At 60.9% G+C, this 24,616-nt stretch carries 21 protein-coding genes; 13 read left to right on the forward strand and 8 right to left on the reverse strand.

Annotated features, from left to right (window positions below; all coding sequences use genetic code 11):
• Positions 1 to 164 precede the first annotated feature (164 nt).
• From PBDP_RS10370 to glgB, 3 genes are all read left to right on the forward strand, one after another.
• Complete coding sequence (locus tag PBDP_RS10370) at positions 165 to 2,162, forward strand: alpha-1,4-glucan--maltose-1-phosphate maltosyltransferase (RefSeq protein WP_212802194.1); 1,998 nt, start codon at positions 165 to 167, stop codon at positions 2,160 to 2,162.
• Positions 2,163 to 2,343: 181 nt separating this feature from the next.
• Positions 2,344 to 5,688, forward strand: coding sequence for a maltose alpha-D-glucosyltransferase (gene treS, locus PBDP_RS10375; protein WP_212802195.1), 3,345 nt, complete (start codon positions 2,344 to 2,346; stop codon positions 5,686 to 5,688).
• An 11-nt stretch (positions 5,689 to 5,699) separates the two neighbouring features.
• Positions 5,700 to 7,934, forward strand: a complete 2,235-nt coding sequence (glgB, locus tag PBDP_RS10380; protein WP_109751739.1) for a 1,4-alpha-glucan branching protein GlgB — start codon at positions 5,700 to 5,702, stop codon at positions 7,932 to 7,934.
• A gap of 250 nt (positions 7,935 to 8,184) precedes the next feature.
• On the opposite strand, the gene gudD is transcribed toward glgB, so the two are convergent.
• Both gudD and PBDP_RS10390 read right to left on the reverse strand, forming a co-directional pair.
• Complete coding sequence (gene gudD / locus PBDP_RS10385; RefSeq protein ID WP_109751741.1) at positions 8,185 to 9,528, reverse strand: glucarate dehydratase; 1,344 nt, start codon at positions 9,526 to 9,528, stop codon at positions 8,185 to 8,187.
• A 29-nt stretch (positions 9,529 to 9,557) separates the two neighbouring features.
• Positions 9,558 to 10,904: an MFS transporter gene (locus tag PBDP_RS10390; protein ID WP_212802196.1), complete on the reverse strand. Its 1,347-nt coding sequence runs from the start codon at positions 10,902 to 10,904 to the stop codon at positions 9,558 to 9,560.
• A 334-nt stretch (positions 10,905 to 11,238) separates the two neighbouring features.
• On the opposite strand from PBDP_RS10390, the gene PBDP_RS10395 reads away from it, so the two are divergent.
• Positions 11,239 to 11,952, forward strand: coding sequence for a FadR/GntR family transcriptional regulator (locus PBDP_RS10395; protein ID WP_109751743.1), 714 nt, complete (start codon positions 11,239 to 11,241; stop codon positions 11,950 to 11,952).
• Positions 11,953 to 12,340: 388 nt separating this feature from the next.
• On the opposite strand, the gene PBDP_RS10400 is transcribed toward PBDP_RS10395, so the two are convergent.
• Genes PBDP_RS10400 through PBDP_RS10410 form a run of 3 tightly spaced genes read right to left on the reverse strand, consistent with a single transcriptional unit; the run spans position 12,341 to position 14,933 of the window.
• Positions 12,341 to 13,522 carry an acetyl-CoA C-acetyltransferase gene (locus PBDP_RS10400; RefSeq protein WP_109751744.1) on the reverse strand — a complete coding sequence of 394 codons (1,182 nt, stop codon included), beginning with the start codon at positions 13,520 to 13,522 and terminating at the stop codon, positions 12,341 to 12,343.
• Between the two features lie 11 nt (positions 13,523 to 13,533).
• Positions 13,534 to 14,199, reverse strand: a complete 666-nt coding sequence (locus PBDP_RS10405; RefSeq protein ID WP_003180355.1) for a CoA transferase subunit B — start codon at positions 14,197 to 14,199, stop codon at positions 13,534 to 13,536.
• Between the two features lie 35 nt (positions 14,200 to 14,234).
• Positions 14,235 to 14,933, reverse strand: a complete 699-nt coding sequence (locus PBDP_RS10410) for a CoA transferase subunit A (protein WP_003200117.1) — start codon at positions 14,931 to 14,933, stop codon at positions 14,235 to 14,237.
• 142 nt (positions 14,934 to 15,075) lie between these two features.
• On the opposite strand from PBDP_RS10410, the gene PBDP_RS10415 reads away from it, so the two are divergent.
• Positions 15,076 to 15,969 (forward strand): LysR family transcriptional regulator, encoded by an 894-nt coding sequence (locus PBDP_RS10415; RefSeq protein ID WP_212802197.1) that lies wholly within the window; start codon positions 15,076 to 15,078, stop codon positions 15,967 to 15,969.
• 111 nt (positions 15,970 to 16,080) lie between these two features.
• Here the strand turns inward: PBDP_RS10415 and PBDP_RS10420 are convergent, their stop codons facing one another.
• On the reverse strand, positions 16,081 to 16,920 hold the full coding sequence (locus PBDP_RS10420; RefSeq protein ID WP_212802198.1) for an NAD-dependent protein deacetylase: 840 nt from the start codon (positions 16,918 to 16,920) through the stop codon (positions 16,081 to 16,083).
• 194 nt (positions 16,921 to 17,114) lie between these two features.
• Between PBDP_RS10420 and PBDP_RS10425 the strand changes: the two genes are divergently transcribed.
• The 7 genes from PBDP_RS10425 to PBDP_RS10455 all read left to right on the forward strand — a co-directional run bounded on the left by PBDP_RS10425 (position 17,115) and on the right by PBDP_RS10455 (position 22,350).
• On the forward strand, positions 17,115 to 17,624 hold the full coding sequence (locus tag PBDP_RS10425; RefSeq protein ID WP_212802199.1) for a ferritin-like domain-containing protein: 510 nt from the start codon (positions 17,115 to 17,117) through the stop codon (positions 17,622 to 17,624).
• Positions 17,625 to 17,626: 2 nt separating this feature from the next.
• Complete coding sequence (locus PBDP_RS10430) at positions 17,627 to 17,959, forward strand: hypothetical protein (protein ID WP_212802200.1); 333 nt, start codon at positions 17,627 to 17,629, stop codon at positions 17,957 to 17,959.
• A gap of 30 nt (positions 17,960 to 17,989) precedes the next feature.
• On the forward strand, positions 17,990 to 18,238 hold the full coding sequence (locus tag PBDP_RS10435) for a metallothionein (protein ID WP_109751748.1): 249 nt from the start codon (positions 17,990 to 17,992) through the stop codon (positions 18,236 to 18,238).
• Between the two features lie 431 nt (positions 18,239 to 18,669).
• Positions 18,670 to 19,047 carry a con-10 family general stress protein gene (locus PBDP_RS10440; protein ID WP_109751749.1) on the forward strand — a complete coding sequence of 126 codons (378 nt, stop codon included), beginning with the start codon at positions 18,670 to 18,672 and terminating at the stop codon, positions 19,045 to 19,047.
• A 255-nt stretch (positions 19,048 to 19,302) separates the two neighbouring features.
• Positions 19,303 to 20,184: a manganese catalase family protein gene (locus PBDP_RS10445; RefSeq protein ID WP_109751750.1), complete on the forward strand. Its 882-nt coding sequence runs from the start codon at positions 19,303 to 19,305 to the stop codon at positions 20,182 to 20,184.
• A 72-nt stretch (positions 20,185 to 20,256) separates the two neighbouring features.
• On the forward strand, positions 20,257 to 21,186 hold the full coding sequence (locus PBDP_RS10450; RefSeq protein WP_109751751.1) for a ZIP family metal transporter: 930 nt from the start codon (positions 20,257 to 20,259) through the stop codon (positions 21,184 to 21,186).
• Between the two features lie 144 nt (positions 21,187 to 21,330).
• Positions 21,331 to 22,350: a hypothetical protein gene (locus PBDP_RS10455; RefSeq protein WP_212802201.1), complete on the forward strand. Its 1,020-nt coding sequence runs from the start codon at positions 21,331 to 21,333 to the stop codon at positions 22,348 to 22,350.
• A 9-nt stretch (positions 22,351 to 22,359) separates the two neighbouring features.
• Here PBDP_RS10455 and PBDP_RS10460 read toward each other — a convergent pair whose 3' ends face one another.
• The gene (locus PBDP_RS10460) at positions 22,360 to 22,554 is read right to left on the reverse strand and encodes a hypothetical protein (protein ID WP_058545342.1); all 195 of its coding nucleotides are present in this window, start codon (positions 22,552 to 22,554) and stop codon (positions 22,360 to 22,362) included.
• Positions 22,555 to 22,855: 301 nt separating this feature from the next.
• Between PBDP_RS10460 and glsB the strand changes: the two genes are divergently transcribed.
• The gene (gene glsB / locus PBDP_RS10465) at positions 22,856 to 23,764 is read left to right on the forward strand and encodes a glutaminase B (RefSeq protein WP_109751753.1); all 909 of its coding nucleotides are present in this window, start codon (positions 22,856 to 22,858) and stop codon (positions 23,762 to 23,764) included.
• Positions 23,765 to 23,824: 60 nt separating this feature from the next.
• On the opposite strand, the gene PBDP_RS10470 is transcribed toward glsB, so the two are convergent.
• Positions 23,825 to 24,154, reverse strand: coding sequence for a hypothetical protein (locus PBDP_RS10470; RefSeq protein WP_109751754.1), 330 nt, complete (start codon positions 24,152 to 24,154; stop codon positions 23,825 to 23,827).
• Positions 24,155 to 24,616 lie beyond the last annotated feature (462 nt).

The raw sequence follows: 24,616 nt of genomic DNA on the forward strand, positions 1-24,616 counted from the left end.
TGACCACCTTGCATCGGCTTTTGATCCCCGCGATGCATCGGGGCAAATCCCTCTGAACTTTTAACCGCTGATTCGGTTCGGAGTTTAAGTGAGTTTTTTTCAGGGACCCGTTGGGCCTTTACCGCCACAAGCGCGTCCATGGGGCGTAAAAGGAGCGATGCTCGATGATTGCCGAATACCCGACCGACCTGGCCTACAACCCGCATCTGCCGCTGTCTCAAGCCTTGCTGTTGCCGCGTATCGCTATTGAAAACACCATGCCGGTGATCGACGGCGGGCAGTTCGCCGCCAAGGCCGTGGTCGGGCAGGATGTGACGGTAACCAGCAAGGTCTTCGCCGATGGCCACGACAAGCTGGCCGTGCGCATCCGCTGGCGTGCGCTGCAGGACGAAGTATGGAACAGCGAAGTCATGAGCGACCTGGGTAACAACGGCTGGCGTGGCCAGTTCAATGTGCCGGAACAGGGCCGCTATGTGTTCTGTATCGAGGCCTGGATCGATCAGTTCGCCAGCTTTCGCTATGAGCTGGAGAAGAAATTCGGGGCAGGGGTGCCGATCAGCCTGGAGTTGCAGGAAGGGCGCAACCAGGTGCAAATGGCCGTCGAGCGCAGCACGGGAGAGTTGAGCGAGCAACTGGCGGCCTTGCACCACGAGCTCTCCGGTTTGCTGCCAACCGAGCAGGTGGAGCTGTTTCTGGCACCGCGCAGTGCCGATCTGATGTCCCTGGCCGATCATCGCCCGTACTTGAGCATCAGCCCTGAATACCCGTTGGATGTGGAGCGCAAGCTGTCCGAGTTTGCCAGCTGGTATGAGCTGTTTCCCCGCTCCATCACTGACGATCCCCAGCGCCACGGCACCTTCAACGATGTGCATTCGCGCCTGGCGGTGATCCAGGACATGGGCTTCGACGTGTTGTACTTCCCGCCGATCCACCCCATCGGTCGCAGTTTCCGCAAAGGCCCGAACAATTCCCTCACCGCCGGTCCCGACGACCCGGGCAGCCCATATGCCATTGGCAGCGAGGAGGGTGGGCACGAGGCCATTCACCCGCAATTGGGTAGCCGCGAGGACTTCCGGCGCCTGGTGGCGGCGGCCGCTGATCACGGCCTGGAGATTGCCCTGGATTTCGCGATCCAGTGTTCCCAGGACCACCCTTGGCTCAAACAGCATCCGGGCTGGTTCAGCTGGCGACCGGACGGCACGATCAAATACGCGGAAAACCCGCCGAAGAAATACCAGGACATCGTCAACGTTGATTTCTACGCGGCTGATGCGATTCCCAGCCTGTGGACGGAGTTGCGTGACATTGTGGTGGGTTGGGTAAAGGAGGGCGTGAAGATATTCCGCGTCGACAACCCTCACACCAAGCCGCTGCCATTCTGGCAATGGCTGATCGCCGATGTCCGGGCCCAATACCCTGAAGTGATTTTCCTGGCTGAAGCGTTCACCACGCCGGCCATGATGGCGCGGCTGGGCAAGGTCGGTTATTCCCAGAGCTACACCTATTTCACCTGGCGCAATACCAAGGCCGAGCTGGCGACCTACTTCAGCGAACTCAATGAATCGCCTTGGCGCGAATGCTACCGGCCGAACTTTTTCGTCAATACGCCGGACATCAACCCGGCCTTTCTCCATGAGTCAGGGCGCCCGGGTTTTCTGATCCGCGCAGCCCTGGCGACCATGGGCTCAGGTTTGTGGGGCATGTATTCGGGCTTCGAACTGTGCGAATCGGCACCGGTGCCGGGCAAGGAGGAGTACCTCGATTCAGAGAAGTACGAGATCCGCCCCCGGGACTTCACCGCCCCGGGCAACATCGTTGCCGAGATCGCCCAGCTCAACCGCATTCGCCGGCAGAACCCGGCCTTGCACACGCATTTGGGCCTGAAGATCTACAACGCCTGGAACGACAACATTCTCTATTTCGGCAAGCGCACGCCCGACGGCAGCAATTTCATCCTGGTGGCGGTGAGCCTCGATCCGCACACCCCCCAGGAAGCCAGTTTTGAATTGCCGCTGTGGGAGATGGGCCTGCCTGACGACGCCCAGACCCAGGGCGAGGATTTGATGAACGGACATCGCTGGACCTGGTACGGCAAGTATCAGTTCATGCGGATTGATCCGGCGTACCAGCCGTTCGGGATCTGGCGGATCAGCGTGGCGTGAGGCTGTGGGAGCAAGGCTTGCCCGCGATGAAGATGACGCGGTCTCCTGAGGAACGGAGGCGCCTGTATCGCGAGCAAGCTTTGCTCCCACAGAGCGGTACGGTTTCGCTGAATACCCTCGCCACAAAAAGACCTCACAAGCCTGTATCCCGCGGCTTTATTGAATTCATCAGGAGTTGCAAATGGCGAAGAAACCCCGGTCTGCCACCTTTATCAAAGACCCGCTCTGGTACAAGGACGCGGTGATTTACCAGGTCCACGTAAAATCCTATTTCGACTCCAATAACGACGGGATCGGTGACTTTCCCGGCCTGATCGAGAAACTCGACTATATTGCCGACTTGGGCGTCAACACCATCTGGCTGCTGCCGTTCTATCCTTCGCCCCGGCGCGATGACGGTTATGACATTGCCGAATACCGTGGCGTCAGCGCCGACTACGGGACCATGGCCGATGCGCGGCGCTTCATTGCCGAAGCCCACAAGCGCAACCTGCGGGTGATCACCGAGCTGGTCATCAACCACACCTCGGACCAACATCCCTGGTTCCAGCGCGCGCGCAAGGCCAAGCCGGGTTCGAAGGCGCGGGACTTCTACGTCTGGTCCGATGACGACCACAAGTACGACGGCACGCGGATCATTTTCCTCGACACCGAGAAGTCCAACTGGACCTGGGACCCGGTAGCGGGCCAGTACTTCTGGCACCGTTTCTATTCCCACCAGCCCGACCTCAATTTCGACAACCCGCAAGTGATCAAGGCGGTGTTGTCGGTGATGCGCTACTGGCTGGACATGGGCATCGACGGCCTGCGCCTGGACGCCATCCCGTACCTGATCGAGCGCGACGGCACCAATAACGAAAACCTGCCCGAGACCCATGACGTCCTGAAGCTGATCCGCGCCGAGATCGACGCCAACTACCCCGACCGCATGTTGCTGGCCGAAGCCAACCAGTGGCCGGAAGACACGCAGTTGTACTTCGGTGATGTCGACGCCCAAGGGCTCAACGGTGACGAATGCCACATGGCCTTCCATTTTCCGCTGATGCCACGCATGTACATGGCGCTGGCCCAGGAAGATCGCTTCCCGATCACCGACATCCTGCGCCAGACTCCAGAGATTCCCGCCAACTGCCAGTGGGCGATTTTCCTGCGCAACCATGATGAGCTGACCCTGGAAATGGTCACCGACAAGGAGCGCGACTACCTGTGGAACTATTATGCGGCTGACCGCCGGGCGCGTATCAACCTGGGCATTCGCCGGCGCTTGGCGCCGTTGGTGGAGCGCGATCGTCGACGCGTAGAGCTGCTCAACAGCCTGCTGCTGTCGATGCCCGGCACGCCGACGCTGTACTACGGCGATGAGATCGGCATGGGCGACAACATCTATCTGGGCGACCGCGATGGCGTGCGTACGCCGATGCAGTGGTCCATCGACCGCAACGGCGGTTTCTCCCGCGCCGATCCGGCCAGCCTGGTGCTGCCGCCGATCATGGACCCGTTGTATGGCTACCAGTCGGTCAACGTCGAGACCCAGGCCGGCGACCCGCACTCGCTGCTCAACTGGAACCGACGCATGCTGGCGGTGCGCAAACAGTCCAAGGCCTTCGGTCGTGGCACGTTGAAAATGCTCTCGCCGAGCAATCGCCGGATCCTGGCCTATACCCGCGAATACACTGGCCCCGACGGCAAGCACGAAATCATCCTGTGCGTGGCCAACGTGTCCCGCAGCGCCCAGGCCGCCGAACTGGACCTGTCGGCCTACGCCGGCATGGTTCCGGTGGAAATGCTGGGCGGTAATGCTTTCCCACCGATCGGCCAGTTGAACTTCCTGCTGACCCTGGCGCCGTACGGCTTCTATTGGTTCGCCCTGGCGGCAGAAAACCAGATGCCGAGCTGGCACGTGGAACCGGCCCAGAGCCTGCCGGACTTCACCACCCTGGTGCTGAAAAAACGCCTGGAGGAATTGCTCGAGGCGCCATCGCGCACCACCTTGGAGCAAACCATCCTGCCGAGCTGGTTGCAGAACCGGCGCTGGTTCGCCGGCAAGGACAGTGCGATCGAGACGGTGGAGATTGTCTATGGCGTGCGCTTCGGTGATCCGCAGCATCCGGTGTTGCTCAGCGAAATCGACGTCACCAGCGCTGGCCAGACCCTGCGCTATCAACTGCCGTTCGGCCTGCTGCCTGAAGACCAGGTGGGCGCGGCGTTGCCGCAACAATTGGCGTTGTCCCGTGTACGTCGGGTTCGCCAGGTCGGTCTGATCACCGATGCGTTCAGCCTGGAGCATTTCATACGCGCCGTGCTGCAAGGCATGCAGGCCGGTACGGTACTGCCATGCACCGAAGGTGAATTGCGGTTCGAGCCCACCGAAGGCTTGACCGCGTTGAACCTTGGGGCCGAGCCGGAGGTTCGCTACCTGTCCGCCGAACAATCCAACAGTTCGGTGGTGGTGGGGGGCAGCCTGGTACTCAAGCTGATCCGCAAGGTCGCTTCGGGTGTACACCCGGAACTGGAAATGAGCGCCTATCTCACCGCTGCCGGCTTCGGCAACATCTCACCGTTGCTCGGCTCGGTGGTTCGCCGCGACGCCCAGGGTGAGGATTCGTTGCTGATGATCGCCCAGGGTTACTTGAGCAATCAGGGCGATGCCTGGGAATGGACCCAGAATAACCTCGAGCGCGCCTTGCGCGATGAGCTGGCGGACGCGGTGTCCGAGCAGGAGCAACATTACAACGCCCTGGGCGAACTCAAGGACTTCGCCGGCATGCTCGGCCAGCGCCTGGGGGAAATGCACCAGTTGCTGGCCCAGGCCACCGACAACCCGGACTTCGCGCCGCTGACCACCAACGCCAAGGAAACCCAGGCCATCGGCAAGGATGTGGCCGCCCAAGTGGAAAATGCCTTGCGCCTGCTCAAGCAGAACCAGGGCCAATTGAATCCTGTGGACCAGGCCATGGTCGCACGCTTGCTGGAGCACAAGAAAACCATCCTGGCCCATGTCCAGGAGCTGGCTGGCAAGGCCGTCGGCGGCTTGCGCATCCGCGTCCATGGCGACCTGCACCTGGGTCAGGTGCTGGTGATCAAGGGCGATGCCTACCTGATCGACTTCGAAGGTGAGCCGGCGCGACCATTGCATGAACGACGGGGCAAGCACAGCCCGTACAAGGACGTCAGTGGCGTGCTGCGCTCCTTCGATTATGCGGCGGCCATGGCGATCCACTTGCACACCGTCGACAGCACGGCCGATGCCGATGCGGCGCGGCAACGGGTCGCCGATCGTTATTTGAAAGAGGCTCGCCAGGCATTTGTCGAGGCATATCGGCTGGCGGCAGCTAGTCTTGCCCATGAGTGGAAGGATGCTGAAGGCGAAGACGCCGCGCTGGCGTTGTTCGGCCTGGAGAAGGCGGCCTATGAAGTGGCCTATGAAGCCGAGAATCGCCCCACCTGGCTGCCCGTGCCGTTGCATGGTCTGGTCGGGTTGTTAAGTGGGCTGCAACCCTTTTCCGACGTAGCCGGACCGATTTAGTGGAGAGAATCATGAGTGTCTCGAACAAAGAACCCCAGGGGCAGGCCAAGGAGTCATTGCTGCCGGCCCCCCATGACATAGACGCGCTGGTGCGTGCCGAACATCACGACCCGTTTTCCATCCTCGGCCCCCATGGCGACGGTGCCGGCGGGCAATTCATCCGCGCTTACCTGCCCGGTGCGCTGAGCGTGCAGGTGCTCGCCCGTGACGGCGGTGAAGAGCTCGGTGAGCTGCAACAGACCGAAACCCCGGGCCTGTTCGTCGGCCATTTCGATCATGCCCAGGCGTACTTGCTGCGCACCCGTTGGGCCGGCGGCGAGCAGGTGGCCGAAGACCCCTACAGCTTCGGTCCGTTGCTGGGGGAGATGGATCTCTACCTGTTTGGCGAGGGTAATCACCGCGACCTCAGTTCCTGCCTCGGTGCGCAACTGACCACCGTCGATGGCGTCGACGGCGTGCGCTTTGCGGTCTGGGCGCCGAACGCCCGGCGCGTTTCGGTGGTCGGGGATTTCAACGTCTGGGACGGGCGTCGGCATCCGATGCGCATCCGCTATCCATCCGGTGTGTGGGAGTTGTTCATTCCGCGGCTCGGTGCGGGCGAAGGCTACAAATATGAAATTCTCGGTGCCCACGGTATCCTGCCACTCAAGGCCGACCCGGTGGCCCTGGCCACGCAGATGCCGCCAGACACGGCGTCGAAAGTCGCCGCGCCCTTGAAGATCGAGTGGCAGGACGATGAGTGGATGCAGCACCGTCGCGAGCGCCAGCTCCCGGGTGCGCCGCTGTCGATCTACGAATTGCACGCCGGTTCCTGGCAGTGCGAAATCGACGAGGCGGGGGAGGTGGCCCGGCAATACAATTGGCATGAACTGGCCGAGCGCCTGATCCCGTACGTCAAGGACCTGGGGTTCACCCACATCGAGCTGATGCCGATCATGGAGCATCCATTCGGTGGCTCCTGGGGCTATCAGCCGCTGTCACAATTCGCGCCGACGGCACGCTTTGGCTCGCCGGACGATTTCGCGGCGTTCGTCAACGCCTGCCACCAGGCCGATATCGGGATCATCCTCGACTGGGTGCCGGCGCATTTCCCCACTGACACCCACGGCCTGGCCCAGTTCGATGGTACCGCGCTGTACGAATACGGCAATCCGCTGGAAGGCTTCCACCAGGATTGGGACACGCTGATCTACAACCTGGGCCGCACCGAAGTCCACGGTTTCATGCTGGCGTCGGCGCTGCACTGGCTCAAGCATTTCCACATCGATGGCCTGCGGGTGGATGCCGTGGCCTCGATGTTGTACCGCGACTATTCGCGCAAGGCAGGGGAGTGGGTGCCCAACCGCCACGGCGGGCGCGAAAACCTCGAAGCCATCGATTTCCTGCGCCACCTCAACGATGTGGTGGCATTGGAAACCCCTGGCGCACTGGTCATCGCTGAAGAGTCCACCGCGTGGCCGGGCGTCAGCCAGAGCACCCAGCAGGGCGGCCTGGGTTTCGCCTACAAGTGGAACATGGGCTGGATGCACGATTCGCTGCACTACATCCAGCAAGACCCGGTGTACCGCGCCCATCACCATAACGAACTGAGTTTCGGCCTGGTGTATGCCTGGTCCGAGCGCTTCGTCCTGCCGATTTCCCACGACGAAGTGGTCCATGGCAAACGCTCGCTGATCGACAAGATGCCCGGTGATCGCTGGCAGAAATTTGCCAACCTGAGGGCCTATCTCAGCTTCATGTGGGGTCATCCGGGCAAGAAGCTGTTGTTCATGGGCTGTGAGTTCGGCCAATGGCGCGAGTGGAACCATGACCAGCAATTGGACTGGTACCTGCTGCAATACCCCGAGCACCGTGGCGTGCAGAGGCTGGTGAGCGATCTGAACCGACTCTATCGCGAAGAGCCGGCGCTGCATGACCAGGATGATGCGCCCCAAGGCTTCCAGTGGTTGATTGGCGACGATGCGCTCAACAGCGTCTACGCCTGGCTGCGCTGGAGCAAGGATGGCCGGCCGGTGCTGGTGGTCGCCAACTTCACTCCGGTGCCGCGCGAGGCCTACCGGGTCGGCGTGCCATTCGCCGGGCGCTGGGTGGAACTGCTCAACAGTGATGCCGACACCTACGCCGGTTCCAACTACGGCAACGGCGGCGGGGCCTCCACCGAAGAGGTGCCCAGCCATGGCCAGGCGCTGTCGCTGGAACTCAACCTGCCGCCGTTGGCGGTATTGATCCTGCGGCCGGAGGGCTAGCCACGCAGTCCCCTGTGGGAGCGAGCCTGCTCGCGATGCGGTCTGCCTGAAAAGGTGATGTCGGATGTGCCGCCGTCATCGCGAGCAGGCTCGCTCCCACAAGGAGTCATGGGTGACTTCAAGCTCATGGGCACCATCGACCAAGTGTGGGAGCGAGCTTGCTCGCGATAGCGGCGTGTCAGTCAACATCAATGTGGCTGATCCACCACCATCGCGAGCAAGCTCGCTCCCACAGGGGGGCAGAGTTGTTTCAGCGAACCAGACACGGCCGCTTGTTGTTGAACGTCCAGCCTGGAATCAGGTACTGCATCGCCACTGCATCGTCCCGCGCCCCTAGTCCCATGCCTTTGTACAGCTCATGGGCCTTGGCCAACTGGTCCGTGTCCAACTCGATCCCCAGCCCCGGTTTTTTCGGCACCTGCACGCAGCCGCCCTGGATCTGCAAGGGCGCCTTGGTCAGCCGCTGGCCGTCCTGCCAGATCCAGTGGGTGTCGATGGCGGTGATGTCGCCCGGTGCGGCGGCGGCCACGTGGGTGAACATCGCCAGGGAAATGTCGAAATGGTTGTTGGAGTGCGAGCCCCAGGTCAGGCCCCATTCATTGCACATCTGCGCCACGCGCACGGAGCCTTGCATGGTCCAGAAGTGCGGATCGGCCAGGGGAATGTCCACTGACTGCAAGGTGATGGCGTGGCCCATCTCGCGCCAGTCGGTGGCAATCATGTTGGTGGCGGTCTTCAGGCCCGTGGCACGGCGGAACTCGGCCATGACCTCGCGACCGGAATAGCCGTTCTCGGCACCGCAGGGGTCTTCGGCGTAGGCCAGCACTTTGTGCTGGTCGCGACACAAACGGACCGCTTCCTTGAGTGACCAGGCACCGTTCGGGTCCAGGGTGATGCGGGCCTGGGGAAAGCGCTCGGCCAGTGCGGTGACCGCTTCGATTTCCTCATCGCCGTTGAGCACACCGCCCTTGAGCTTGAAGTCCTGGAAGCCGTAGCGAGCGTGGGCGGCTTCGGCCAGGCGTACCACGGCGGCGGCGTCCAGGGCTTTCTCATGGCGTACACGGAACCAGTCGTTGTCGGCGTCCGGTTCGCTGCGATAGGGCAGGTCGGTCTGCTGGCGATCACCGACGTAAAACAGGTAGCCGAGCATCTTCACCTCATCGCGTTGCTGGCCTTCGCCGAGCAGGGCGGCGACCGGTACGTCCAGGTGCTGGCCGAGCAGGTCCAGCAAGGCCGCTTCCAGGCCGGTCACCGCGTGGATGGTGATGCGCAGGTCGAAGGTCTGCAGGCCACGGCCGCCGGCATCGCGGTCGGCGAAGGCGTGGCGCACGGTGTTGAGGATCTTCTGGTACGTACCGATAGGGCTACCGACCACCAGCGAGCGGGCGTCTTCGAGGGTCTGGCGAATGCGCTCGCCACCGGGGACTTCGCCCACGCCGGTGTGACCGGCGTTGTCCTTGAGGATAACGATGTTGCGGGTGAAGAACGGGCCGTGGGCGCCGCTGAGGTTCAGCAGCATGCCGTCGTGGCCGGCCACGGGCACGATCTGCATGCTGGTGATGATCGGGGCTTTGCTGGCTTCTGGAGGAGTCATGTGCACTTATCCTTGAACGAATCGAGTAATCAAACGTGGCTGGCGGCAGGGTTGGCCGGCGTCGGTGCCAACTTGGGTTTAGGCGTATTGCGCGCGGCAAACACAATGATCGCGGCAACGATCGAGGTGGCTGCCAGGCCATAGAGGCCGCCCTGGATCGAACCGGTGTGCTGTTCCAGCAGGCCGAAGGTGGTCGGGGCGACGAACCCGCCGAGGTTGCCCACCGAGTTGATCAGGGCAATCACCCCGGCGGCGATCCGGGCGTCCAGGTAGGCCTGGGGAATCGGCCAGAACAGCGACGACGCCGACTTGAAGCCCAGGGCCGCGAAACAGATGGCGACAAAGGCGAAGATCGGCCCGCCAGTGGTGGACATGAACATGCCGGCGGCGGCGATCAACAAGGCTGCGGCGACCCAGGCCTGCTGAAACTTCCATTTGGCCGACAGCGAAGCGAAGGCGTACATGCCGACGATCGACAGCAACCACGGGATCGAGTTGAACAGCCCGACCTGGATGTCGCTCAGGTCGCCCATCTTCTTGATGATGCTCGGCAGCCAGAACGTGGCGGCGTAGATCGTCAGCTGGATGAAGAAGTAGATCAGGCAGAACAGGATGATCTGGCGATCCTTGAGCAACTTGCCGATGGACAGTTTGATCGGCGAGGCGGCTTCGCGCGCTCGTTGTTCATCGTCGATGGTCTTGACCAGCACGTCTTGTTCTTCACGGCTCAGCCATTTGGCGTCATGGGGCTTGGAATCCAGCCAGAACCAGACGAACACGCACAGGCAGACGGAGAACATCCCTTCGATGAAGTACATCCACTGCCAGCCGTGCATGCCCAGGCCGTTGATCTGCAGGAGCAGCCCCGACAGCGGGCCGGAGATCAGCGAGGCAATGGCCGAACCGCTGAGGAAGATGGCGATGGCTTTGCCGCGCTCGACACCCGGCAACCAGCGAGTGAAGTAGTAGATCACCCCGGGGAAGAAACCGGCTTCGGCCACGCCCAGCAGGAAACGCAGGATGTAGAAGTGGGTTTCGTTCTGGATGAAGGCCATGCCCGCTGCCACCAGGCCCCAGGTGAGCATGATGCGGGTCAGCCAGATGCGCGCGCCGATTCTTTGCAAGAGGATGTTGGACGGGACTTCGAACAGCGCGTAGCCGATGAAGAACAGGCCGGCACCAAAGCCATAGGCCGCGGCACCGATACCCAGGTCGTGCTCCATGTGGGCGCGCACGAAGCCGATGTTCACGCGGTCGATGTAGTTGACGATAAACATGATGACGAACAGCGGCAGGATGTGGCGCTTGACCTTGGCGATGGCCGACAGCAGCACCGGATCCGCTCCGGCATTCGCCTTGAGGCTGGATGTGTTCACTGGTTTTTCTCCCACTCGTTATTTTTATGCGGGCATCGTGCAGGTGCCGATGTTGATAGACATCATACAACTTGATTTTTTTGGATGACAAGCAGTTTTTCAGCATTATTGGATTGGGCGAATAGCGTTTTTATGCCGTATTTGCTGGGCTTTTCCAGTCTTTCTGATTTTATTCAGCGTCTGCCTGGCCTGGGCTAAGCAGTTTTTTGAAAGAGTGATCAGCGCTGAGAAGGACCGATCTTGAGTGTTGTCATACAAGTTGGAGGCGTGACGATGAGATTTCCCACGCCCGCTGGTGATACGATCAGTCAGCCTGTTTTCGAGGAACCCGGCGATGCCGCAAGACACCGACGCGCCCCTGCGCAAGCGTACCCATAACCTGGCCCATGACCTGGTGGCGAAGCTGAGCCAGAGCATCTTGCTGGGGCAGTTGAAGCCGGGCGAGAAGTTGCCATCGGAAGGTGCCATCGTGCAGGCCCATGGCGTCAGCCGGACGGTGGTGCGCGAGGCGATTTCCAAATTGCAGGCTTCGGGGCTGGTGGAGACCCGCCACGGCATCGGTACCTTTGTGCTGGCGCAGACCGGCGAGCCTGGGCTGCGGCTCAATGTCGACACTGCGGCGGGTGTGCGGGCCATCCTGGAACTGCGCCTGGGCCTGGAAACCCAGGCAGTCGCCCTGGCGGCCCAGCGCCGCAGCGAACGCCAGTTGCAGCAGATGCGCCAGGCCCTGGATGACTATCAGCGCTTGTCCAGCAACAACGACAGCTGTGTCGAGGCCGACCGGCGCTTCCATTTGCTTATCGCCGAAGCCACGGACAACGCCTGTTTTGTCGAAATCATGCAGCATCTGGGCAGTGCGATGATCCCCAGGACGCGAGTGAATGTGGCCGAACGCGGCCAGGCTGACCTGAGCAAACTGGCGCAACTGGCCAACCTGGAGCACGAGGCGATCTTCAACGCAATCAAGCGCCAGGACCCGGACGCCGCCCGCGCTGCCATGTGGTTGCACCTGACCAACAGCCGTGACCGGTTCGGCGCGGGTACCTGAAGGCTCATCGTCGCCTGACCTACCGCCATCGCGAGCAGGCTCGCTCCCACAGGAGAGTTCTTGGGTGTTCACAGACGCAGTGTCCGCCACAGATCCAGTGTGGGAGCCAAGCTTGCTCGCGATGACGGCGGCACATTCAACATCTCCGCAAGCTGACCCAGCGCTATCGCGAGCAAGCTAGGCTCCCACAGGGATTTGTGGTGAATGCAAGGTCAGTGAACACTGGAGATCCACTGTGGGAGCGAGCCTGCTCGCGATGAGGCCGGCAGCCCACGCTCAAAACCGGCGGGCAAAAAAAAACCGGCGCAACCGAGATTGCGCCGGTGGTGGTACCAGCGGTCGTGCGGATATTCGTGGGTCCGCACAACCACCGTTGAACCTGTGTCGGTTACGCCCGCTCCAGCGCCAGGGCCACGCCTTGGCCGCCGCCGATGCACAGTGTCGCGAGGCCTTTCTTGGCGTCGCGCTTGATCATTTCATGCAGCAGCGACACCAGAACCCGGCATCCCGATGCGCCGATAGGGTGGCCCAGGGCGATGGCGCCGCCATTGACGTTGACCTTGTCCATGTCCCATTTCAATTCCCGGGCCACGGCCAGCGACTGGGCGGCGAAGGCTTCGTTGGCTTCGACCAGGTCCAGTTGCTCCAGCGACCAGCCGGCCTTGTCCAGGCAGCGACGGGTGGCCGAAACCGGGCCAATGCCCATGATCGCCGGGTCGACGCCAGCATTGGCATAGGCGCTGATCTTTGCCAGCACGGGCAGGCCCAGGGCCTTGGCTTTTTCCGCGCTCATCAGGATCACCGCGGCAGCGCCATCGTTCAGCGACGAAGCGTTGCCGGCGGTGACGCTGCCGTCCTTCTTGAAGGCAGGCTTGAGCTTGCCCAGGGATTCGGCGGTGGTGCCGGCGCGTGGTTGTTCGTCGGTGGCGAACGCCACGGGATCGCCTTTGCGCTGGGGAATAAGGATCGGCGTGATCTCATCGGCGAACCGACCGCCCTCGATGGCGGCCACGGCCTTCTGTTGGGAAGCGGCGGCGAAAGCGTCCTGCTCCTCACGGCTGATGCCGTACTTGTCCACCAGGTTCTCGGCGGTGATGCCCATGTGGTAGTCGTTGAAGGCATCCCACAAACCGTCGGTGATCATGCTGTCGATCATCTTCGCGTGGCCCATGCGCAGGCCGGTGCGGGCGGCCGGCAGTACGTAGGGGGCCAGGCTCATGTTCTCCATGCCGCCGGCGATGATGACCTCTGCGTCGCCACAGCGGATCGCCTGGGCGCCCAGGTGCAACGCCTTGAGGCCCGAACCGCAGACCTTGTTCAGGGTCAGCGCCGGCACCGCGTGGGGCAGGCCGGCGAGGATCGACGCCTGGCGCGCCGGGTTCTGTCCCGAGCCTGCGGTCAGCACCTGGCCGAGGATCACTTCATCGACCTGCTCGCCGGACAGGCCGGTTTGCTCCAGCAGGCGCCGAATCACCGCGGCACCGAGTTCCGGTGCGGGGATGGAAGCCAACGAACCCTGGAAACTGCCGATGGCGGTACGGGTAGCGGCGACAATCACGACTTCTTGCATCGAATCTCTCCTCACTGGGCAGCGAACTGCATTTCAGGCACATGGTCCGGCACGATCAATTTGCCGGCGGTCTTGGCGACGATTTCCTCGACGCTGACGCCCGGGGCACGTTCTTTCAGGATGAAGGCGCCGTCCTGGATTTCCAGGTAGGCCAGGTCGGTCAGCACGCGCTTGATGCAACCGGCGCCCGTCAGCGGCAGGCTGCAACGTGGCAGCAGTTTCGACTCGCCGTCCTTGGACGCGTGGGTCATGGTAACGATGATGTTCTCGGCGCCGGCCACCAGGTCCATCGCGCCGCCCATGCCCTTGACCAGCTTGCCGGGGATCATCCACGAGGCAATGTTGCCTTCCACATCCACTTCGAACGCGCCGAGCACGGTCAGGTCGATGTGGCCGCCACGGATCATGGCAAACGATTCGGCCGAAGAGAAGATCGACGCGCCGATGCGCGCGGTGACGGTCTGCTTGCCGGCGTTGATCATGTCGGCGTCGACTTCGGCTTCGGTGGGAAACGCGCCCATGCCAAGCAAGCCGTTTTCCGATTGCAGCATGACTTCCATGCCTTCGGGGATGTAGTTGGCGACCAGGGTCGGAATACCGATGCCCAGGTTCACGTAGTAGCCGTCCTGCATTTCGCGGGCGACGCGTTGAGCCATTTGTTCGCGAGAAAGTGCCATGTTGTTATTCCTTCATTCGGGCCGGGGGCAGGGGATCACTTACGCACGGTGCGCTGTTCTATGCGCTTCTCGAACGTGCCGCAAATGACCCGGTCGACGTAGATGCCAGGGGTGTGGATCTGTGTCGGGTCCAGCTCGCCGGGTTCGACGATTTCTTCGACTTCCACCACGGTGATCTTGCCCGCCGTGGCGGCCAGCGGGTTGAAGTTCTGGGCGGTGTGGCGATAGATCACGTTGCCGAAATGGTCGGCTTTCCAGCCTTTGACGATGGCGAAATCGCCGGTGATGGATTCTTCCATCAGGTACTGGCGGCCATGGAATTCACGCACTTCCTTGCCTTCGGCCACTGGCGTGCCGACGCCGGTGGCGGTGAAGAAGGCCGGGATGCCGGCGCCACCGGCGCGCATTTTTTCGGCGAGGGTGCCTTGGGGGGTGAGTACGACTTCGATTTCGCCGCTCAGCAGTTGCTTCTCGAAGAGGGCGTTTTCGCCCACGTAGGAGGCCACCACCTTGCGGATCTGCCGGTCTTCCAGCAGCACGCCGAGGCCGAAACCGTCGACGCCACAGTTGTTGGAGACCACGGTGAGGTCGCGGATGCCCTTGCGCTTGATCTCGGCGATCAGGTTTTCCGGGATACCGCAGAGGCCGAAGCCGCCGGCGATGACGGTCATGCCGTCCTTCAAGCCTTCCAGCGCCTCTTCATAGGAACTCACGCGTTTGTCGAAACCTGCCATAGACACCTCTTTTATTCTTGATGGGGTCGCAATGAGATGCAGTGTTGCGCCAACTCATATATTTGTTAAGTTGATTTTTAGATTGGATTGATTGATAAAACTCAATAGTCATCCCTTCGACGCAACCGGACGCAGAACGCCCATGACCCTTAAGCAAGTCCGCGCCTTCCTCGCCGTGGCCCAGAGCCTGAGTTTCGCCGTGGCTTGCGAGCGATTGCATCTGTCCCAGTCAGCCCTGAGCCTGACCATCAAGGCCTTGGAAGAAGGCCTGGGCGGACGTTTGTTCAGTCGCAATACCCGTAACGTCGCACTGACCCCTGAAGGCGAATCCTTGTTGCCCCTGGCCCGGCGGCTGATCGCCGACTGGGACAATGCCGAGGACGAAATGCGCCAGCGCTTCACCTTGCAGCGTGGTCGTGTGACGTTGGCGGCGATGCCGTCGTTTGCCGGCAACCTGTTGCCACCGATCCTCAAGACCTTCCGCGCCCGTTATCCGAATGTCAATGTCACGGTCAACGACGTGATCAACGAACAGGTGCTGGAAATGGTCCGTGACCGGCATGTCGAATTGGGCGTGGCGTTCGAACCGATGCAGGGTTCGTCATTGGCGTTCACGCCCTTGTATCTCGATCGCTTCGTCGCGGTGGTGCCGCAGGACTCACCGCTTGCCCAGCGCGACGAAATCCACTGGGAGACTCTGCTGGAGCAACCATTCATCACGCTGCAACGCCCATCCACCGTACGGGTGATGCTGGAAGAGCATCTGCAGGCTCGGGGAATGAAGCTGCCCGTGGAGTTCGAGAGCCATCAGCTGGCGACAGTCGGGCGGATGGTCGCCAGCGGGTTGGGGGTCAGTGCGGTACCAGCGTTGTGCGTCGGCCAGATGCACGAGCTGGGCGCCCGTTGCATCACCTTGAGCGATCCGGTGATCGAACGGGCCATCGGGGTACTGACCAAGCCGGGGCATGAACTGTCGGCGGCGGCGCAGGCGTTGTTCGATACGCTCAGGGATCAGGACTCGGCGCAGATTGACTGACTCCTGGGGGAGCGAGCCTGCTCGCGATGCGGTGGCACACTCAACATAGATGCACGCTGAAATACCGCTATCGCGAGCAGGCTCGCTCCCACAGTGGATTTGGGGTGTTCGCTAGAACGGGTGGTGTGCCAGCAACGGCAACAACTGTTCACACGGTTCTTCAAGCTTGAGATCCAGCAACTCATCAGCCCGGGTCCTGCCCCGGTTGATCGCCAGCAGCGGCTTGCCCTGGTCCTTGATCGCCCGGCACAGGCGAAACGCCGACCAGGCCATCAACGACGAGCCCACCACCAGCAGGCCTTCCGCTTCCTCGACGGCCCGGGTGGCGCGCGCGGCGGTGGCGGCAGCAACATTCTCGCCGAAAAACACCACGTCGGGCTTCAACCGCTCGCCGCCGCAGTGGGGGCAGCGGGGTACCTGGAAGCGCGCCTCGAACGCCGGGTCCAGCAGGGTGTCGCCGTCCGGAGCCTGCACTGCATCGACTCCGGCCAGATAGGGATTTTGCGCTTCCATCAACAATTGGATCTGCTGCCGTTCGCTGCGCTGCTCACAATCCAGGCAGAGCACACGGTGCAGGCTGCCGTGGAGTTCGATCACGTCCTGGCTGCCGGCCTGGTCGTGCAATGTGTCGACGTTCTGGGTGATCAGACCACTGATGCGCTGTTCGGCCTGTAGCGCCGCCAAGGCCTCGTGGGCTGCATTCGGCCGTGCTTGTCGCACCCGTGGCCAGCCCAGCATTGCCCGCGCCCAATAGCGTCGCCGCGCCTCGGGTTTGGCGAGGAACTCCTGGTACATCATGGGTTGTCGACCCCGGCGTACACCGTCGCTGTCGCGGTAATCGGGGATGCCCGACGGTGTGCTGATACCGGCGCCAGTGAGGACCAGGAAATGGCGCCCGGCCATGTGCTCTCGCAACTGATCGATCGGTTCACGGTGAAGATCGTCGGGCATGTGGTTGTCTCCGCTGGCCTGGAACCGTTGAGGTTAGCACTGCGGTTGTCCAGGGAAAGCGCGCTGACGCCTTTCGTCGCTCAGCGCGACGGTTGCTTCAAACTTTCCCCGGCCCGGCGACATCCACTTCTATGTGCGGTACCTCAGAATCGTCGCGCTGCGATGCAGTGGCGACCACGGCTAAGGAGAAGGGAATGGCAACGCCAAAAGAGAACCTGCTGGACTGGCTCAACGATGCCCATGCCATGGAGCAACAAGCGGAAAAAATGCTCAAGGCCCAAGCGGAACGCCTCGAACATTATCCAGCGCTCAAGGCCCGGATCGAGGAGCACTTGCAAGAAACCCTCGGCCAGCAAAAGTTGGTGGAGCAATGCATAAAGCGCCTGGGCGGGAGTACCTCCACGCTCAAGGACCTGGCCGCCAAGCTCATGGCCTTCGGCCAGGCGGTCGGCGGCATGACGATGAGCGATGAAGTGGTCAAGGGCGCCATGAGTGGCTACGTGTTCGAGAACCTCGAAATCGCCTCCTACACCGTGCTGATCGAGGCAGCGAAAGTGGCCGGCGACGTGGAAACACAACGGGCCTGCGAACAGATCCTGCCCCAGGAAATCGCCATGGCCGAGTGGTTGCGCGAGCACCTGCCGCAGATCACCCAGGCGTTCCTCGAACGTTCGGCCAGTCCGCGTACCGAGGCTAAGCGCTGAGCATGAAAGAGCATTCGGACGCTTATTTGCGGACACCTGGGGCGCTGCCGAAAAAGGAGAAAGACGAGCGGACCACCGGTGAAGTACGCGCCATCAATCGTCAGAGTGCGATGGTGGGCGTGTATGTGGACCAGGAGGATGGCCATACCGTTTTCGAGCTGAGTTCGGCCAATGACATCGATATTGGTGATGTCATCGCGTGGGACAGCGGCACCGCCCTGGGCACACAGCCCTATCACAACTTGACCAAGGGTTGGACCGCTGACGTGTATGTAGCGAATCACGGTGTGGCGGCGGCAAATCTGGAGGTGCAGTTGCTGGCGGGGTCCTCTTGAACGCAACGTCGATCCATTCAGGAGAAAGACATGAGCGAATTAAAGTGTGGCTGTCCCGATTGTCATTGTGATGTCGATCCACGGCGGGTCTTCAATCACGACGGCGAGGCTTATTGCAGCCAGGCCTGCGCCGAACAGCACCCCAACGGCGAACCGTGTCCGGCACCGGACTGCCATTGCGAGCGTAGCGGCAAAGTCGGTGAGCGCGATATCACTGACAATCAACTGGATGATGCACTGGAGGAAACCTTTCCGGCGAGCGATCCGATTTCACCCTGAGCATTCTTGAATCCGGGTCTCGGCGACAGGGGATCCGGACACCGCAAGCCGGTCAGTGTGGTGGTGCAGAACAACACCGGCAGCCCGCGAGTTTTGGCTTCCTGGAACGGCGCGAGGCCAGGGTGACGAGACCGGTGCAATGGGGTGCTGGCGGCACCCGGCCTTTGGCGGACAGCGTGGAAAGACACGCACTGTTTTTTCCGTGGAACCATGTGGGTTTTTCGTTGGATGAAGTTTTAGTGTTAAGGCTGTTAATCGGTCGCCGCTTGTTTAATAGCCTGTTGCAATAACTATCAAGACTTCGGTGCAAATAGAAGTATTGACCATTCGTCGCCGTTTGCCACGTTCTCTTAAAACCTTGGTGGCGTCATGTTTTCCGAATAAGACGAGTCAACGAGACTCGTTGATATCAACTAAACGAGGTGAATGAAATGGCTAACACAGGTAATAACAACCCTGGCAATTTCGCTAACGATCGTGAGAAGGCATCGGAAGCCGGGAAAAAGGGCGGCCAAGCATCAGGAGGCAATTTTGCCAACAATCCTGAGCGCGCTTCCGAGGCTGGACGCAAGGGTGGCCAGGCCTCTGGCGGCAATTTTGCCAACGACCCGCAGCGCGCCGCAGAAGCTGGACGCAAAGGCGGGCAAGCCTCGGGGGGGAACTTTGCCAACGACCCTGAGCGGGCTTCTGAAGCCGGCCGAAAAGGTGGCCAGGCCTCGGGTGGCAACTTTGCCAACGACCGGGAAAAAGCCTCCGAAGCCGGCAGGAAAGGCGGCGAAAACAGCCGCGGTGGCGCTCGTAATTCCTAATGTTTCGTAGTCTCGCAGGTCCCGTGCGATTGGGCTGGGACCTGTTTCGGCGGTGATATTAAGTCGGGTATTCCTGCCCGACTTCGCTGATGGATTTATTGTTTGAAAAATAAGTGCGTGTGCTTGCGTTGCAATAAGCCACTCGTCTTCTGTTTTGAATAAAAACTAAATTATATTCATTTAATTTCTTCAGACTTTCATGGGCCTGCCGTCGGCAGTGTTCTCATGCCGTGTACCTGAACGAGGAGTTCAATCATGTTTCTACATAACAAACGATTGCAGTACACCGTGCGTGTCGCTGAGCCCAATCCCGGACTCGCCAACCTGTTGCTCGAGCAGTTCGGCGGGGCCCAAGGGGAATTGGCGGCGGCATCGCGTTATTTCACCCAGGCCTTGTCCGAGGACGATCCAGGTCGCAAGGATTTGCTGATGGACATTGCCACCGAAGAGCTCAGTCATCTGGAGGTGATCGGTTCGATCATCGTGATGCTGAACAAGGGTGCCAAGGGCAGAATGGCTGAAGGCGTGGAGAAGGAGGGGCAGTTGTACCGGGACATCAACGGTGCCGGTAATGACTCGCACATCACCAGCCTCTTGTATGGCGCCGGCTCGCCGCTGACCAACTCCGCCGGTGTGCCCTGGACTGCCGCCTATGTCGACACCATCGGCGAACCAACGGCGGACATGCGCTCGAACATTGCTGCTGAGGCCCGGGCGAAAATCATCTATGAACGGTTGATGAACCTCACCGATGATCCTGGAGTAAAAGAAGCGCTCGGCTTTTTGATGACCCGTGAAATCGCGCATCAGTTGTCGTTCGAAAAAGCCTTGCACTCGATCCAGCCCAATTTTCCGCAAGGCAAATTGCCGGGTATGCCGGAATTCAGTCATGTGTATTTCAACATGTCCCAGGGCGAACCTACCGTGCGTGGTCCATGGAACCAGGGCGATGACTGGGAGTTCGTGGAGAATCCAACGCCAGCGGTGGACGGTGGCGATGGACTGGCCAGCGTTCAGTTGAGTAAAAAAGACGAAGCGCTGTTGATGGACATGAAGGCGCGGACCATGTCCAACCCCGATAGCGACCCCACCACCGGCGCCGACTTGGGTTCAGGAATGCAAGGTGACAAACTGTAGGAAACCGGCGAGGGGGCCCGGCTCCCTCGCCTGAGAATTCTGTTTGACCGCTCAACCAGTTAAGGACTTTCAATGGACCAGCCCACTTCCCGGATCCGATCACCCTGGCGTACCTGGCTGGATCCTGTGCAAAACAATCTGGTGCTAGGGGTAACCTTCTGGCTGGGGTTGGCGTTGGTTGCCGCGTTGTTGCTCTACAGCGGCTACAACGCACTGGTTGGGGCTGATCGGCAAAACCTGGGGTATGCGGTACTGGGCGGCACGTCCGGCTTCGCCGCCACCGCATTGGGGGCTGTGATGGCGGTGGTATTGCGGGATATCTCCTCCCGTACCCAGGACATCATGCTGGGGTTCGCCGCGGGCATGATGCTCGCCGCCAGTTCCTTCTCACTGATTTTGCCGGGGATCGAGGCGGCACAGGTCATTTGCGGTAATCAGTTGCTTGCCGCGTTTGTCGTCGTGGTGGGATTGGGGCTGGGCGTCGCCTTGATGATCGGCCTCGACCGTTTCGTCCCCCACGAGCACGAGTTGAGTGGCCGGCGCGGTCCGCAAGTCGAACGCATCAATCGTGTCTGGTTGTTCGTACTCGCCATCACCTTGCATAACTTGCCAGAAGGTATGGCCATCGGCGTCAGTTTTGCCGACGGCGATTTCAAGGTCGGTCTGCCCTTGACCACCGCCATTGCCATCCAGGACATTCCCGAAGGCCTCGCCATTGCCATGGCGCTGCGGGTCACCGGCATCAGTACCTTGCGTGCCGCGCTGATTGCCGTGGGCTCGGGGTTGATGGAGCCTTTGGGGTCGGTGATTGGCCTGGGCATGTCTTCGGGTGTGGCCGTGGCCTATCCCATCAGCCTGGGCCTGGCGGCCGGGGCGATGATCTTCGTGGTGTCCCACGAAGTGATTCCCGAAACCCACCGCAACGGCCATGAAACACCGGCCACCTTGGGGTTGATGATGGGGTTTGCGGTGATGATGTTTCTAGACACGGCGTTGGGTTGAAGGCCAGCCAAATACCTGCTGGATTACATCCTGTGGGAGCGAGCAAGCTCGCTCCCACATTGGTTTTGTGTGTCTACCCCGGATCCCTGTTTCTCGCGACCTATACTCAACCGGTAGATGACCTGAACCCGGAGTAGCGCGACTGTGCTGCGTGCGCTGATGTTGGCCATTGTGCTCGTTCTGGCGGGGTGCGCCACGCCACAGCGCGGTCAACAGGCGGCCACGGTAGCCATTTCCCAGGACACTTGGCGACAGGTTGACCAGCAGATCATCGCGGCTTCGAAAAGCGCTATCGAACAGGCAGCCCTCTACGCTCGCGGGTCGATGGAGCATTGGCGTGTGCTGGTCTATGAACGCACCGAGGCTCAATTCATCCCTTGGTTCAGCAGCTACTGGACTCAGGAATGGCTGGCGGTGAAGGTCAGTTGGTATGCCGCCAGTGCCAAGGGCGAGGAGGATTCCTCAGCCAGGCGTCTGGCGGTTTACCTGCAAGAGCAATATCGCGAGCAGGTGCTGGAACCCGTGGCGATGGAAATTGATCCCGAGGCGATCAGGGCCGCCGCGACGGACTACTACATTCGCCAGCTCAATCAACAGGTCCAGGTTGTCGCCCAGCGGCATCGAATCCCGAACGAACTGATGAATCGGCGCCTGCACGGTATTCCTGCTATCAACCTGGGGCCGCCGGCGGCGCGTAACGCTTCGTTGTACGAGGTGATTCATGCCGAACCGCTGAACACACTGCCGGCTTATGCGGCCCTGATCGATCACGTCAACAAGGCCGCTACCACAGGTGCCGGGCCATCAGAGGCGGTGATCGCAACGGTGGCGCAACGCACCAGCGAAAAAATCGAGGCGCAATTTGCCACGCGAGGCGCGACTGGCGCGGCGGCGGCCGTGGCAGGGAAAGCGGCCGGGGCATTGATTTCGGTGGGCGTGGCGGGTATTCGCGCGATCATTCACGAGGGCGAGCGGCCGGAAATGGAGGCGCAGATCCGCAAAAGCCTGAGCGCTGCGTTCGATGAGGCGTGGTTCAAGTCACTCAAGCATCCCCTCAGCGGGGTAATGGCACCGGTGTATTACCTGGACGAAGAAATAGAAGGCAGCCTGGTGGAGGCGGACCTGGCCAATCGAGCGGTGGCATTGCCGGACATCAAGCCGTGATGGGCCAGCTCATTCTGAGCCAAGGGTGACGCGACAACCTTTGCGATGGCGGATCTGCTCGTCCGATGGGCGCTCCTTGATGAATTCGAAGCGCGGCTCGCCTTCGCTGTAGATCACCAGCCAGCCCCATTCCAGCTCGCTTTCATCCTGCCCGGGCTTGGGTGGCGAGGCCCACCAGGGTTCTTTTTGCATGATCTGTCGCATCGTCTACTCCTGCCGATTGATCCTTTGAACTATAGACCGCTCGATTCGACGACAAGCGCCCATGAAAACGCCCACACCCTGTGGGAGCAAGGCTTGCCCGCGAAGCAGGCGACTCGGTTCCAGATAGACCATGTCATCTTCATCGCGGGCAAGCCTTGCTCCCACAAAGTCTGCACCCACAGCTCCCTTGCTACAGGGTTGTGTGCCTGAAGCTTGATAATCAGTGTGCTCTGATCCCGCCTACCAGCGTCTAGCGTCTGTATCCCCGCACTCGAACGGGGAATGACTGGACCCCGCGCATATGCAAGTACTGTTGAACGAGATCCTTGATGCGGTTCGCCCCCTGATTGGTCAGGGAAAGGTGGCCGACTATATCCCGGCCCTGGGCACTGTGGCGCCCAACCAGTTGGGTATTGCCGTGTATGGCAACGACGGCGAGATGTATTGCGCTGGCGACGCCGAAACAGCGTTTTCGGTGCAGAGTATTTCCAAGGTGTTCAGCCTGGTGCAGGCCATCGGGCATTCCGGCGAAGCGATCTGGGAACGCCTGGGCCATGAGCCATCCGGCCAACCTTTCAACTCCCTGGTGCAACTGGAATTCGAACGCGGTCGGCCGCGCAACCCGTTCATCAACGCTGGCGCCTTGGTTATCTGCGATATCAACCAGTCGCGTTTCGCCGCGCCGGCGCTGTCGATGCGCGATTTCGTACGGCGGCTGTCGGGCAACCCGCAGGTGATGGTGGATGGCAAGGTCGCCGAGTCGGAATACCAGCACCGTGCCCGGAACGCGGCAATGGCGTACCTGATGCAATCGTTCGGTAACTTCGAGAACGACGTGGAAGCGGTGTTGCGCAGTTATTTCAGCCACTGTGCCCTGCGGATGAGTTGCATCGACCTGGCACGGGCTTTCTGCTTCCTGGCCAACGATGGGTTCTGCAAGCACAGCGGCGAACAGATTCTCAGCGCTCGGCAGACCCAGCAGGTCAACTCCATCATGGCCACCAGCGGCTTGTACGATGAGGCCGGCAATTTCGCTTATCGCGTCGGCTTGCCGGGCAAGAGCGGTGTTGGCGGCGGGATTGTCGCGGTGGTACCGGGGCGGTTCACGGTGTGCGTGTGGTCGCCGGAACTCAACGCCGCCGGTAACTCCCTGGCCGGCATGGCGGCGCTGGAGTTGATGAGCCAGCGGATCGGCTGGTCAGTGTTCTAGGCATCACGAAAAAGGGCCCGCTCCTGGTTGAGGAGCGGGCCCTGTTTCATTCATGTGCAATCAGCAGAGGCGGTCGATGACTCGCACTTGCGAGGTGTTCTGCATCGACTCCCAGGCCTGGGTCAGCGTCTGCAGGACGCGTCCCATGAAGTCCTTGTCCGCGGCGGCCTTCTTGCCGACGTAACCCTGGCCGCGACGGTACATCTTCAGCCGGGCACACAGGTCTTGTGTGTTCTTATCGAACTCGTCTTCCTGGGTATAGGGAGACAGGCAGTCCATATGCACCTGGCCAGTCTTGCTGATCCACAGGATATGGCTGTCGAGAGTGTCCTTGTGCGCTGCGAACATGCGAGCCAGTTCATCAATAGATGGTTGATTATTCAGATTCATGTGTAAGCCCCTTGACCATTTGGTTGATCTGTCTGGTGGTTCGCAAAAACTTCGCTTCTCGGTAAGTGGCACCTGATACCGAAACCAGGTCGTCAGCATTCGTCCGTCGAACTTCGGCGGGGTCATGCATCGGTTGTGTAGTGTTTATCAAAGGGCCGCTACGCAAATGCGCTACAACGAAGAGAAACAGCGAAGAATCTTCAGCCAGTGTCAACTTTCGAGGGTCGACCACGTGCGTCATGAGGATCTTCGCCGACGTTTCTCGTCCTTGTTACCGGACGGTCATGCCAGGTCAGCACCTTCAATCTGCCTTGTGGGCAGTCCCTTATCCAAAAAACAGCTCGGCGGTCAGACGAGCTTGCTCAAACAGTTGCCTGTACTCCCGATCGGGGAGACGTCTGCATCATGCAAGGGCAAATCGGAGGCGTCAACGGTTTTGTAGTGATTATTTTTGGTCACTAC

It is taken from the genome of Pseudomonas sp. St290 (assembly GCF_018325805.1).
In the GTDB taxonomy this organism is placed as follows: Bacteria; Pseudomonadota; Gammaproteobacteria; order Pseudomonadales; family Pseudomonadaceae; genus Aquipseudomonas; species Aquipseudomonas bijieensis.